General features: G+C 60.2%; 11 protein-coding genes. 3 read left to right on the plus strand and 8 right to left on the minus strand.

The genetic code is table 11. The features are described from left to right. Positions 1-175: 175 nt before the first annotated feature. The 7 genes from QQK95_RS00895 to QQK95_RS00925 form a co-directional block, all read right to left on the minus strand. On the minus strand, positions 176-1,084 hold the full coding sequence (locus QQK95_RS00895; protein WP_284267826.1) for a class I SAM-dependent methyltransferase: 909 nt from the start codon (positions 1,082-1,084) through the stop codon (positions 176-178). 86 nt (positions 1,085-1,170) lie between these two features. Further along, entirely contained in the window at positions 1,171-2,430 is a 1,260-nt protein-coding gene (locus tag QQK95_RS00900; protein WP_284267828.1) for a polysaccharide biosynthesis/export family protein, read from the minus strand. Further along, positions 2,417-3,694: a hypothetical protein gene (locus tag QQK95_RS00905; RefSeq protein WP_284267830.1), complete on the minus strand. Its 1,278-nt coding sequence runs from the start codon at positions 3,692-3,694 to the stop codon at positions 2,417-2,419. The genes QQK95_RS00900 and QQK95_RS00905 overlap by 14 nt, the downstream gene beginning before the upstream one ends. After that, entirely contained in the window at positions 3,691-4,695 is a 1,005-nt protein-coding gene (locus QQK95_RS00910; RefSeq protein ID WP_284267833.1) for an NAD-dependent epimerase/dehydratase family protein, read from the minus strand. Before QQK95_RS00910 ends, QQK95_RS00905 begins: the two co-directional genes overlap by 4 nt. A gap of 44 nt (positions 4,696-4,739) precedes the next feature. Further along, positions 4,740-5,414, minus strand: coding sequence for a sugar transferase (locus tag QQK95_RS00915; protein WP_284267835.1), 675 nt, complete (start codon positions 5,412-5,414; stop codon positions 4,740-4,742). Next, positions 5,411-6,547 carry a DegT/DnrJ/EryC1/StrS family aminotransferase gene (locus QQK95_RS00920; RefSeq protein ID WP_284267837.1) on the minus strand — a complete coding sequence of 379 codons (1,137 nt, stop codon included), beginning with the start codon at positions 6,545-6,547 and terminating at the stop codon, positions 5,411-5,413. Before QQK95_RS00920 ends, QQK95_RS00915 begins: the two co-directional genes overlap by 4 nt. A 51-nt stretch (positions 6,548-6,598) precedes the next feature. After that, on the minus strand, positions 6,599-7,321 hold the full coding sequence (locus QQK95_RS00925) for a nucleotidyltransferase family protein (RefSeq protein WP_199647277.1): 723 nt from the start codon (positions 7,319-7,321) through the stop codon (positions 6,599-6,601). Between the two features lie 567 nt (positions 7,322-7,888). Between QQK95_RS00925 and QQK95_RS00930 the strand changes: the two genes are divergently transcribed. After that, positions 7,889-8,566 carry a LuxR C-terminal-related transcriptional regulator gene (locus QQK95_RS00930; protein ID WP_284267840.1) on the plus strand — a complete coding sequence of 226 codons (678 nt, stop codon included), beginning with the start codon at positions 7,889-7,891 and terminating at the stop codon, positions 8,564-8,566. Between the two features lie 42 nt (positions 8,567-8,608). Here the strand turns inward: QQK95_RS00930 and QQK95_RS00935 are convergent, their stop codons facing one another. Continuing rightward, positions 8,609-10,351 carry a sensor histidine kinase gene (locus tag QQK95_RS00935; protein WP_284267842.1) on the minus strand — a complete coding sequence of 581 codons (1,743 nt, stop codon included), beginning with the start codon at positions 10,349-10,351 and terminating at the stop codon, positions 8,609-8,611. Between the two features lie 290 nt (positions 10,352-10,641). Between QQK95_RS00935 and QQK95_RS00940 the strand changes: the two genes are divergently transcribed. Beyond that, complete coding sequence (locus tag QQK95_RS00940; RefSeq protein WP_284267844.1) at positions 10,642-11,319, plus strand: helix-turn-helix transcriptional regulator; 678 nt, start codon at positions 10,642-10,644, stop codon at positions 11,317-11,319. Between the two features lie 255 nt (positions 11,320-11,574). Beyond that, positions 11,575-12,633: an NAD-dependent epimerase/dehydratase family protein gene (locus QQK95_RS00945; protein ID WP_284267846.1), complete on the plus strand. Its 1,059-nt coding sequence runs from the start codon at positions 11,575-11,577 to the stop codon at positions 12,631-12,633. The last annotated feature ends 128 nt before the right edge of the window (positions 12,634-12,761 follow it).

Genomic DNA, 12,761 nt, shown 5'->3' on the forward strand with positions numbered 1-12,761 from the left:
ATCTGACGCATTAAATCAGGGGAAAACTGCCGTCTTAAGGAGTACCGGAAGGCTGTAGAGGTCGCGTCCCAGGCAACGAAAGCGACACCGCGCCGTCCCTTTCGGAGGGTGAGTCGCTCCTCAGACAAGCGGCTTCCCGCCGTTTTCACGGCGCGATTCGAGTGCGCGATTCCGTTTAGCGCTTCTTCGCGACAATCAGGAAATGTTGTGCCAGTTGTCCAGGAACGTGAAGGGCTCTGGACGCCTTCTCGAAGGGCTCCATCAACACTTCACAGACCCCTGGCAAGAGGCTTCCCGGCCGGGGCAGATAGCCGTAAGGTATCACCTCCTCGACTATGAACCCCGACGCGGCCAGGAGTTCCCTGAACCTCGCTGCGCTTAGCGTGTTGCGGACCGTGCGTCCAAACAGCCGATTGAGCAGCCGGCAAACCAGGCCGATGGGTGAAGTGGCATTCATGTGAACGTTGCACACAAGTCGCCCGCCGTCCTTCAGATGCTCATTCATCGCCTTCAGAGCGTCCCGCTTCAGTTGATCCTCGGCGTTCAGGAAGAAGCGAAATGCCGTTACGACATCGAAGGTTTCGCCGAGAGATTCTATCGTCATATCGACATGGCGCAGTCTCACATTGGGCGGAACTTGCGCGCAGCCAAGCATGGATCTGGAAATGTCGGCGCCGACCACCTCGCCGAAGACACCGGCTGCCACGCTGGTGATGCGGCCCGTTCCGCATGCGAAATCGAGGCATTTTCGGCCAGCTCCGCCCATTGGGCGAAGAACGTCCAGGATCAGGGGTTTTTCGATTTTCTCCCAAAGCGCGCCATAATAACCGGACTGGTGCGTTTTGTTGTAATGCGCGCCGTAGCCTGGCGCGCAATGGCTGGCCCTATAGTCGTCCGACACCCGGTCGCCCTGCGTGTGGAGCTGCTGGTTGGACGTCAGTTCCTGCCAAATCCCGGGTTCACCGGTCTGCGCCTTGGCTGGCAAAAACCGCGCTGCTGAAGGCGTATCGAAAACCGACTGAGCCATTTGAGCCGCGTTCGTCAGCGGCGCCAGCTTCACCCCTTGTCTGGAATTGAGCCTCACCTGTATCTCCCGTGCGGTTCTGTTCGACTGCCCGATCGAACAGTAAGATCCCCCAACTCATTTTTGTCGGACTGCGAATGAGCGGCCTATTGGATCGCCGCGCTTTGCAGATCGCTGCTGAACCTGGCTTCGACTGTGTCCCCGGGCATCACGATCGTATCTTCGTCAGCCGAGAGCTTGCGCCATTCCTCGCCGACCTTGCGAACGATCGTGACCTGTGCCCGGATCGTTTCGCCGGCAATCGGCAATGGCTGGGTGGATGCGCCGGTCGGTTGCAGCTTCTGGCTGGCGGCGTGGAGCTTCGCGGTGACGTCGGCGAGCCTGGCGTTGGTGTCCTTCAGATCCGTCAGCAAGGCAATCCTCCTTTGATTGTCATTGCGTTCGTGCTGCCTGACATAGTCTTCCTGCTGGCGCCGCGCTCTCATGAGCTCGACCGTGGTTTGCAGCGCACCGCTCGACGACAGGAGCAAGGCGCGCCGGACATCGGCGAGCCTGTTGTTGGTCAGATTGCCTGCGTCAAACGCCTTGGTTACTTTCGCCAGGTCTTCCTGATCCGCCTTAACGCTCTCGGCCTCGACCTGTTCGCGCTTCTGCAAAACCTCGATCTGATCAGCCGCATCCTTCTCGCCCTTCTCGAGAAAAGCCTGCTCCTGCTGGAAATCGCTCAGCGCAATCTTCAGCCCGTCCGCTTCAGCCTGGGCGATCGCGACTCCGACGCTGGGCGACAGCGGTGACCCCTGCGGCGTCTGCTTGTCGAAATCCGCCTGGCCCTGAAGTTCGGCGCGGACACGGGCGGCGTGAAAATAGTCTTTGGTGTAATCTCCCCAAAGTGTCTCGTAGTCGCGCCTGAGATCAACCGGGTCGGGGCCGGTCTGGCCTGCGCGTGACCGCAAAAGGCTGAAGCCGCCGGAGACGGCAAGCGCCTGGCGTACGGTCATGAGCGGACGGTAGGCCTGTTGTCCCGGGGTGAGCACGTCGCCCATCACGTAGATTGGACGATAGTCCACGATGATGGCGGTGACGTCGTCTGGCTTGACGACAACCATCTGCTCCCGCCCATCAGCCAGACGCACGTGAAAGATCTTGGTTGGCAAAAGCGCTTGCATACGCGTCTGCAGTTGAGACGCCGTCAGGCCCGCGACCATGATCATCCCGACTTCGGGAAGGGCGATATTGCCATCCATCTGAACCACGGCGCGCTGCGCTCGATCCGGGATCGGCGCTATCCCTATCTCGACGGTATCGCCAGGTGACAGTTGATAGGGTTCGGCTTCGCCCGCGGCGGCCATCGATGTCAGGGACATCAGTGCAACCGCGGCAAGAACAGTTCGCTTACTGAAGGCCATTTGCGACAATCTCCTTCTGGCTCGGCACCGGTTCCGAGGGCCACTCAACACGGGTAACGAAATCGTATACCGGGCCACCGGGCACACCCCAATTGCTCGACCAGACCACCTGTGAGCCGTCTGGCGACGGCGAGGCATGCGTCTCGCTCCAGTAGTCGAAGTGGGTGTTCTGCGTGTCTACGATACGGCGGACCTCTCCGCTGCCATCCGTGCGCAGCGCAATGACCTGCTGCGCATAAGGCGCCCAATCCGGATGCTGCGATATCTCGGCTGGCGTCCCGCCATAGCTCAGAAACACCCAGCCGGGCCTGTCCAGGGACCTCAGCGACGCATGCATGGCCTCGCCGTATTTCATCAGCGAGGTGACCTTGCCGTCGGCCAATCGGCGCTTGATCACCTGATATTTGTCGGGATCCGATTTGCTGATCCCGACATAGATCTCGCTGCCGTCGGCATCGACCGTCATGTCGCCATGACCGGGCCGGTGGTGCTCCATCCACTTCTGGCGCAAGATGCCGTCCATGGAAAAGATGAAGTTCGGTTCATTGCCGTCCGGCAACGCCTGTGAGCACACAATGTTGATCCCGAGCGGGGAGATCGAGCACGAACCGGTGGTTCCTGGAAGCTGGGCAAGATCGATATCAGGGAATTTCTGCCGCAACTTGATATCGTAGCCGAAGACCACTGCCTTGCCGTCATTGCGCGTCGCGCGCACCGCAATGCGGTTGCCGTCGCGGCTTGGATTGCCTTTGTAGGGCCCGAACTGAAGCTTGCTGTAGGCTGGCGAGGCGAACACGACATCCTCATGATTTGTGCGTGGCGCCCAGGTCGAGATCTGCCGGCCAGCTATGCAAATCATCAACTCGGGATCCCTGGGATGCCATTCGCATTCCGTCGAGCGGTTGCGGTGGAACAATGGAACGTAGGTGCGCCCGTCGAGAAAGCACATGCCACCGCAACCGTTGACGATCAGGAGAAGGCTCTGGTCAGCATTCCAGGCCTGTGCGCTGGAGTAACGGTGGGTGCAATATTTCTTCCCGCAGACCCCCGCCAGACCGAGAATTCCGGGTTCGGTGATTCGTAAAAAAGCCGTGCCGGACCAGGAATCCGTTGCTTCGCGCAGATAGCCCGGCAGGTTTTTCACCACCGGTGTGGCCGACGGTTGCGATGCGCTGCTTTCGCGACCACCGGCCACATAGATATTCGGGAATATGGCACCGGCAACCAGCAACAGCCCCCACATATGCCGGCGGAGCAGGGTCATGTCATATAACCCATTTCGCGCCGTACCCGGCCTTCACTGAGGCGCGCGCGCCACCATGCGATCGTTCGCTCCAGTCCATCGCGCAGACTTGTCTGCGCCCGCCACCCGGTCTCGCCTTCAAGACGCGAAGAATCTGCGAGCAAGGCGCGAACCTCCGAATTTTGCGGCCGCAAGCGGCTTTCGTCACGATGGACCGGTTTCCTGGAACCGCTTAATTCGAGGACAAGATCCAATACGTCGGAGATGGTCACGGCACGTTGGCTGCCGGCGTTGTAGGCGTGGCCGAATTCGAGCCCGGCCAGGCCCGCGGTCAGGAACGCTGCCGCGGTGTCTTCGACAAAGGTCAGGTCGCGGATCGGGCTTGTGTCGCCGACCATGATCGCCGGGCAATTCGGATCGAGGGCCTGCCGGATGATGGTCGGCACGATAGCGCGTTCACTCTGGCGCGGACCATAAGTGTTGAAGGGCCGCACGATGACCACGGGGACATCGAACGATCTGGCGTAAGACTCGGCCATCATGTCGGCGCCGATCTTGGATGCCGAATAGGGTGACTGTCCCTGTAACGGATGCCCTTCGCGGATGGGCATGGTCTGGGCGGTTCCATAGACCTCGCTCGTGGAGGTATGCACCACCCGCTCCGTCTCCCATTGACGCGCGGCTTCAAGAACGTTCACCGTGCCCAGGATGTTGGTTTCCACATAGGACTGGGCGGCCGCGTAGGAATAGGGAATCGCAATGAGCGCGGCCAGGTGAAATACGACGGCCTGGCCGCGCACGATCCGGTTCAGGAACGCGCAGTCGCGCACGTCACCGCGGACAAGCTTCAGCTGGCTGCGGATCTTGTCCGGCAAATCGTCCAACCATCCATGGCTATCGAAGGAATTGTAGAGCGCCAGAGCCGTGACATCCGCACCGTTGCGGACGAGCGCTTCAGTGAGATGCGAACCGATAAATCCGTCGGCGCCCGTCACCAGAACTTTCTTGCCACTGTAGCTCATGACTGCGCATTCCTTGGCTGACTGGAGCACTTTCCTTCTGGGGTTCAGACGTCGATCGGCTGTGATGGAACCCAGCCGAATACCGCCAGGACGCCACGCGCCATCCACATGATGTCGGAGACGATGGTGCGCCGCGGATAGTAGGAGAGGTCGAGTCTGGCTTTGGCGGGGAACATAACCTCCCGATAAAACAGGATCGGATCCGCGGATCGGGGGAAGAAATGCGCCTCGTGCCGGAAGAGCACCTGGGTTGGCCCCAGCAGGCCGGGCTTGTATTGCAGGACGGCCTCGAGGCCGCCCCGGAAACAATCGGCGAAGGCCATGCTCTCGGGTCGCGGCCCGACGATCGCCATCTCGCCTTTCAGGACGTTCCACAGCTGCGGCAGTTCGTCGAATTTTGTTGCCGCGAGGAACCGGCCCACCGTCGTCATGCGGCTGTCGCCCACGACGGTCAGCGCGAGGCCTTGGGAATCGCAGTTCACACCGAACTTACGGAATTTGTACATGCGGAAGGGTCGGCCACCGGCGCCCATGCGGGTTTGTGCGAACAAGACCGAGCCACCGCCTTCGAGCAGAAGCGCCCCGGCGATCAAAAGCATCAGCGGTGCAAATACGATGGTCGCGGCGCCGGCGACCACGAGATCGAGCGAGCGCCTTGCCAAGCCGTGAGCGGGGCCTGGGACGAACCGCCGGTGAAGGGAAACATCCAACGCGTTCATGCGGCAGTTCCTGTCTGGGCGCCGCCGTTGAGTGCACTTGCGAGTGCAGCCACAACCGCTTCGGCGACCGGTGAAGTGATCTGGGGGTGCAGAGGAATTGTCAGCTCTCGCTGAGCAAAGTCCTCTGTACGCGGCAAGGCAACGCCGGGGTAACGCTCACGATAGAACGTCATGTGGTGCACCGGCGGATAGTGAATCGTGGTCTGTATGCCCTGCGCCCGCAGTTCGTCGATAACCTCCTGCCGTCTCGCGTAGCGCGGCAGGAGGACCGGCATGATGTGGTGAGCCGACGTGCGGGGTTCGCTGAATGGAATGGTCACGGCCGGGCAATGTTCCGCGATGAGGCGCCGGTACAGGACGGCCAGGATACGCCTGATCTCGTTCCACTCTTGCAGGTTTTGCAGTTGGACCAGCCCAATCGCCGCCCGCATCTCGTCCATGCGGTAGTTGAACCCGAGCATGGTGACATCATATTGCGGGGTGCGGCTGTTCAGCCGCTGATGTGTCCCGCTGGTCATCCCGTGCCCGCGGGCCTGGCGGATCTTGTCGAGCAGATCGGGGTCGCGGGCGATCACGGCGCCCCCTTCCGCCGTCGTCATGTTCTTGTTGCCGTAGAAGCTGAAGGCAGCCGCGGCGCCGAACGTTCCCACCTCCCTCAGGCCGGGCGCATGCGCGGCGTCCTCGATGATATGGAGCCCTCGAACCCGGGCGAACCGCTGCCATTGTTCCCGATTGGCGAGATAGCCCGCGAAGTGAACGAGAATGACCGCCTTTGTGCGTGGTGTGCACCGCGCTTCGGCTTCCGCGAGCGACATCAACGGTACGTCGACCGACTCGATATCGACAAAGACGGGAGTCGCCCCGACATAAAGCACCGCATTCGCGGTCGCCACGAAAGTCAGCGACGGGACCAGTACCTCGTCGCCAGGTCCTATTCCCAAGGCATGCAGGATGAGATGAAGCGCCGCAGTGCAGGAACCGACCGCCACGCAATCTCGCGCGCCATGCATATCGGCAAAGGCCAGTTCGAAAGCGCGTACCTGTTCCCCCATGGTAAGCCAGCCGCTGTCAATCACCTTTGACAGGGCTGCCTTCTCCGGCACGCCTAGGATTGGGGCGCTCACCAAGAGCATCTTGACCTCCTAAAAATCCTTACGGTGGGTTCGGCCTCTACATCCGGATTTTCATGCGGCCGCGGCCGCGACCTCGATCGAGGTCGATTGCTCTTCCCAGGCAATCGCCTGCGCATTCTGGAAGTCATCGACGCGACCGATGTCGAGCCAGAGACCGTCATGCTTGTACACGTGCACGGTCGTGCCGCCCTGCATCATCTGCAGCATCAGGTCATCGAACCCAAATGGGATGCCGGAAGGAATGAACCGCAGGACATCGGGGTTCATGCAGTAGATGCCCATGCTGACGAGGTGGGAAAGCGTCGGCTTTTCCCGGAAGAGCTGAACGGCATTGTCGATCTCGTCGATGACGCCGAAATCCATCTTGATGAGGCGGCAAGCGGTGGCGATCGTAACCGGATCCTTATGCATGCGGTGCGCGGCCACAAACCGGCTGAGGCTCAGGTCGGTAAGAACATCGCCGTTGAGTACGACAAATGTGTCGTTCAGTTCATCCCTGATCAGAGAGAGAGGTCCTATGGTGCCCAACGGCTCCATTTCCTGCGTGTATTTGATCTTCAGATTCCATTGCGATCCGTCGCCGCAGACGCTGCGGATCAGGTGCCCGAGATACCCGGTCGTGATATAGACCTCTTCGATGCCGTTGCGCCGCAGCCACTTCAGAAGCAGCTCCAGAACGGGCCTGGCCCCTATCGGCATCAAGGGTTTCGGCAGGACGGACGTGAAGGGCCGGAGGCGTGTACCCATCCCACCACATTGAATCACCGCTTTCATCCGATCCTCCTGATTTGCAGTTGGCTGTGTCCGGGCATTTCGTTTTTCGAGTTCATTCGGATCTGGCATTCCGTCAAATCCGGCTCGACCTCGGCGGCAATCCGAACATCATATTTGAAGGGTATGTGACAGCCGGGGCGGCTGTCGTCGTGCATTCGAATGGTACCGATCCAAAGCGTTTCCGGTATTAGATAGCCGCGAGACCAAGGACGGACCCAAGCATCTGGACCTGGCCATGAGACAAATGAAGCTGAACGATTCTTGCGATCAAAAAGCAGCGATCCGCCAAGTGCCGGAACCGGCCCGAGCACCCTTAGTGAAGGCAGGTGCCGTCACATTGGGACGGGATGCGAGCGTTAAAAAAAATAACGACGGGTTTTCGCAAATTAGTATTATATTAGCCATTCGTGATGTGCGTGGGTTGGGACGCTGCGAACATCACGGTGATGTGATGACCAGCGGTTGGCCACGATTTCAGGGATCGCCGCGGTTCTTACCATCACACAGAAATGGGAGGTTCCGGCGGATGTTCTCGTCGGGAACCGGGTAACGCGTTGGGGTAGTTCAATGTATCGGATCGTCATCGCCGACGATCACGGCTTGTATCGGCGCGGCCTTCGGCTGGCACTTATGGCTGGAATTCCAAGCGTCGAAATATTCGAGGCCGCGTGTTTCGATGCTGTGGTCAATCTTCTGGAGGAGCAGGCATCCATCGATCTTGCGATCCTCGACCTGAACATGCCTGGGCTGTTTAACCAGGAGGTGCTCAGCGACGTTCTCTCTGCGTATCCCGACACACGTTTTGCGATCGTTTCCGGGGACGATTCCCGCTCGGAGATCCTGACCGCTCTTTCGATCGGGCTTCACGGCTACATCGTCAAATCGCAGAAAGACGAAGAAGTCGTGCTGGCGGTAAATGAGATCCTTGCGGGCCGAATCTATGTGCCATCACTTTTGTCTCGGACGTCTGGCGACCAAAGAGCGTATGCCGCCCTGCCCTCGGCGAAAAATCCAATCCGTCAGCGCATGGGCTCAAGCGATCTTGGCAGACTGACATCGAGGCAACGGGACGTCCTCAAGCTGATGGCGGAAGGGTACTCGAACAAGGAGATCGCCCGCAATCTGGATATTGCCGAGGCGACAACGAAAATCCATGCCGCCGCCATTCTGCGCGAGCTCGGGGTGCGAAACCGGACTGAAGCAGCCGTTTTGCTGCAAAGCTGGCTGTCGAGAAATGTGAACTGATGTTCGCCACCCGAAGCGGGGGAACGGTTCGGGCGGCATGCACTACAACTCAATTTCCTTCCGCGATAACCGCAACGAATATCGCAATCCGTATTCCGATATTTCCAATTTCGGCGAATGCCCGACAAGCGGCGTGCCGTCCACGCCGATTATCATGGACCCGAACCCGTGGCGCACGACGTTTGAGTTCTTCCGACGTCCCGATTCCACCCAATCGAACACGAGATCGTCCCCTGCGCCGTCGGATGCGAATTGCCACTTAACTCCGACCTTGCCTTGAGAGTCACCCAACGCGCCATGTTTCACGGAGTTTGTCGTCAGTTCGTGAAGGATCATCGCAAAGCTCTCTGCAACGCCGCTTGGCACTGTGAGTGAGGGGCCGCTGATCGTTATGTCCCGTGTCTCCTTGAAGGGCTGCAACTCCTGAGCCACGAGATCGTGGAGCATCCCCGACAGGCTGCTATGACGAGACAGGATGAGATGCGTCGATTCCAGCGTTCTGATCCGATCGATCAGCATCTCCTTGTATTTGGCAACGTCGTTCTCGGGAACATTGATCATTTTTACCAGGGCCGTGATCACCGGGAACAAATTGCTGAACCGATGGCGGTCTTCGAGCATGATGCGCTCGCTCTTCTTTACGGCGGCGCGAAGAAGCGTGGTCTGTCGACGTTCGGTCAGATCGGCCGCCACCCCGATGCGCATTGCGCGGTCGCCATGCTCTTCCTGCCGTCCGCGCAGGGCAACCCAGCGTACGTGCCCATCCATCCGCCTGACGCGAATCTCGACATCGTAGTTCACTGCCGGCGAGGGTTTTACCGAGGCAGCCAATTTCGGCCAGTCGGCCGGATGGACGACGGCCGAGAGTTCTTCCAGGGAGCGGACGGGCTTGGAGGGCATGCCGAGAATGTCCCAGAACTTGCCGGAGCCCGCGACTGTCCCCTCCTTGATATCTATTCGCCACGTGCCCAGGCGTCCGGCGGACAGAGCGAGATCGAGCCATTCCTTCTGAGCCCGGAGAGCCTCGCGTGCGGCTCGTCGCTCGGAAATATCGTCGACCACCACGAACACGCTCTCGGTGGATGCCTCGTCAGGCCGCGACGAGGACAGGGCCAGGCGGGCCCAGAATGCCTTGCCGTCCTTGCGCAACACGCGAATATCGGCGGCCGACGACGCGGCGCCATTATCCAGGTCTTTCAACAAGGCTCGCACGGCATCTCGATCGTCGGGAAGAACGAGCCCTTCCAGGTTCAGATGGGCAAGTTCCTTTTCTGCGTAGCCGGTCATTTCCAAAAGACGTCTGTTCGATTGCAACAGTTCGCCATGTCGGTTGGCATTCGCAAAACCCAAGGCGGCGCGCTCGAAGGCCCAACGATAGCGGCTCTCGGCTGCATCGATGGCTGCGAGCCTCGCCTGTGCAACCTCGAGCGCCCCGCGCAAATCCTGTCGCAGGCGGTGGAACACGGATGCGATCAGGCCACCCGAGACCAGAAGGAAGATGGCGCTCGTCCAATCTTCAGCAGAGAGTTGGGCGTTCAGGACGCGTCGCATCCACAAGCCTGCGGCGGCCATGAGAAGCGTTGCAGCGATGGCAACCAACCGCCCTTCGAGGTACCCAATAACAATAATTACGGGGATAAACGCAATAAACGTCACCTCCTGGCCGATATATATCGTATTTATCGCTTCGAGTATTACCGATACCGCAAGCACCAATAGCGAAGCTACATGAGCCAACGGGGTGCTTGACACGTTCGATTTGAGCCAGCGCAGATACGAACCCATGCGCCAGACTACAACCTTATGTCTAGCTCGTCGAGACTAGGCCGCTAGGGGGCAGCCTAGTACCACTGCCCGATTGCCATGCCTTTGCCTGCGAATAGAATCAAGGTCGGCAGGGTTCTTCAAGGAAGCCACATTCAAAGAAACGCTGCGGAAAATCCTTCCGCAGATTTCTAGGGCTGTATCGAAATTCTAGTCGAAGGAGCGCATTCCCGTCAGAAGGCGGAATCAAGAGCAAGTAAATCACACAAGATTTACTTGGGTCGGTAGCAACTGGGGTTGGGGTAGAAGCGATGACACTGATCGAGAGGCGCAACGAAACCGTTGCAGTCAACCAATACATTGTATTGAAAGATACTCATCACGCACGTCCGATACATCTATCGGATCGACCAGACGCCAGACCTGGCGGGCCGCAGCGACGCAGTTTGGAATCCATAACCGGCATGCTTGATCGCATCGGCTGCGGCTATCTCGTGCTGGACCGCGACAGGAAAGTAATCGAATGGAACACAGCCGCGCAGGACACGCTTGAGCGCCAGGGCGAACCAGCTGACACGGCCGTCGAGCTGTCCGCGGGGCTAAGGCGGCTGGTCGCGAATGTTCCGGTCCATTTCCAGCCGGGCTCGCTCTCATGGGTGGTAATCCGCAGCAGAGGCGACAGGCCTGTGATCCTGAACGAGACGGGTGTCGTCACGCCCGACGGGACAAGCATAGTCGCATTGCTGGACCGGGAGAACACATCGGCGGCCAACCCTCAGACCTTGCAAAGGATGTTCGGTTTGACCAGCGCGGAAACGCAGCTGGCCTTGCGCCTGGCGCAAGGCGACGCGCCCCTGGAGATTGCCCGCAGCTGGCATCTCAGCCGCACGACGATCCGCTCCCAGCTCGCCTCGCTGTTCGCCAAGACCGAAACAAGGCGCCAGGCTGAACTGGTGGCTCTTCTGGGGCGCATTTCGGTCCTGCCATGAAATAGCGATTGCGGCGGACGTCAGGACCCGCCCGAATTGGGCAAACCGAGGTAGTGCCATGGCAACGCGGCTGCACATTCCGCGGCCGCGGTTGCGCGGATTGCAAGACTCGCGGTGCCATCTCCAGCCTTTCGACGCGCCATCGAACTCGGGCGGCGCGGACTCTCGTAATCGGGGTGACTTGCCATGGCCGAAACAATTTCGGCGGTCCACAAGCTGACGGATTCCGCGCGTAGGCGGTCGGATGGGGCTGTCTTGAAACTCGCGCGCGCGGGACCGATCGTCGTCACGGGCGCCGCCGGATTCATCGGGTTTCACGTCGCGTTGCGGCTTTTGCGGCGCGGCCTTGTCGTTGTCGGCGTCGACAATTTTACGCCCTACTACGACGTCGGGCTAAAGGAGGCGCGATTTGCGCAGCTCTGTGCCGAGCCGAGGTTCACCCCCATGCGGATGGACCTGGCGAACCCGGCGCTGGTGAAGGCCCTGTTTTCCGACTTCCAACCATCGCATTTCGTGCACCTCGCCGCCCAGGCAGGGGTGCGTTACTCGCTCGCCGATCCGCATGCCTATGTGCAGTCGAACATAGTCGCGTTTCTGAATGTGCTGGAGGGCTGCCGGCACGCCGGCGTCAGCCATCTCGTCTATGCCTCGTCGAGCTCCGTCTACGGCGCCAATCGAAGCATCCCGTTTTCAGAGCACCATGGCGCCAGCCATCCGGTCAGTTTTTATGCCGCGACCAAAAGCGCGAATGAATGCATGGCGCATTCCTACAGCCACCTGTTCGGCTTGCCGGTGACAGGATTGCGCTTCTTCACCGTCTATGGTCCCTGGGGCAGGCCTGACATGGCTGTCTATACGTTCACCCATGCCATCGCCGAGGGGCGGACGATTGAGATTGCCAATGCCGGCCGCGTATGGCGGGATTTCACCTATATCGACGACATCGTGGAGGGGGTGGTTCGCGTGCTCGCCGCGCCGCCTCGTCCGGATCCGGGTTGGGACAGCCGCGCGGCTGATCCCGCCACCAGTTCGGCGCCGTATCGGATCTACAACATCGGCAATGACCGGCCCGAAGAAATCAACCGTCTGATCGCGATCATCGAGACTGCCCTTGGCCGCCGCGCCCTTCGCGTCAACGTGCCCCTGCCTCCAGGTGACGTCCTGAAAACCCGTGCCGACGTCAGCGACCTCCGCCGCGCGGTCGGCTTCGCGCCGGCGACGGCGCTCGAGGACGGCGTGCGACGTTTCGTGGAATGGTACCGGGATTTCCATGCAAGCCCCGCCGACCGGGAACGAGCGGTCATTCAGGCATAGGTGAGCCCACGGGCGGCCGGGCAGCGAGCACGACGCCGGTTCATTTGTCCGGGCCTACGGAGTTTCACGATCCAATTCAGACGCATGGGCGTTCGCGCCTGCACCGAAGCCGGCACGACGGCGCCTCT

The organism is Mesorhizobium huakuii, from assembly GCF_030160235.1.
Lineage (GTDB): Bacteria > Pseudomonadota > Alphaproteobacteria > Rhizobiales > Rhizobiaceae > Mesorhizobium > Mesorhizobium huakuii.

What these genes read in the sequence shown, in the direction of transcription:
- QQK95_RS00910 (WP_284267833.1), bottom strand. Translation starts at nt 4,695, where the DNA reads ATGAGCTACAGTGGCAAGAAAGTTCTGGTGACGGGCGCCGACGGATTT.
- QQK95_RS00905 (WP_284267830.1), bottom strand. Translation starts at nt 3,694, where the DNA reads ATGACCCTGCTCCGCCGGCATATGTGGGGGCTGTTGCTGGTTGCCGGT.
- QQK95_RS00920 (WP_284267837.1), bottom strand. Translation starts at nt 6,547, where the DNA reads ATGCTCTTGGTGAGCGCCCCAATCCTAGGCGTGCCGGAGAAGGCAGCC.
- QQK95_RS00940 (WP_284267844.1), top strand. Translation starts at nt 10,642, where the DNA reads ATGACACTGATCGAGAGGCGCAACGAAACCGTTGCAGTCAACCAATAC.
- QQK95_RS00930 (WP_284267840.1), top strand. Translation starts at nt 7,889, where the DNA reads ATGTATCGGATCGTCATCGCCGACGATCACGGCTTGTATCGGCGCGGC.
- QQK95_RS00935 (WP_284267842.1), bottom strand. Translation starts at nt 10,351, where the DNA reads ATGGGTTCGTATCTGCGCTGGCTCAAATCGAACGTGTCAAGCACCCCG.
- QQK95_RS00900 (WP_284267828.1), bottom strand. Translation starts at nt 2,430, where the DNA reads ATGGCCTTCAGTAAGCGAACTGTTCTTGCCGCGGTTGCACTGATGTCC.
- QQK95_RS00925 (WP_199647277.1), bottom strand. Translation starts at nt 7,321, where the DNA reads ATGAAAGCGGTGATTCAATGTGGTGGGATGGGTACACGCCTCCGGCCC.
- QQK95_RS00915 (WP_284267835.1), bottom strand. Translation starts at nt 5,414, where the DNA reads ATGAACGCGTTGGATGTTTCCCTTCACCGGCGGTTCGTCCCAGGCCCC.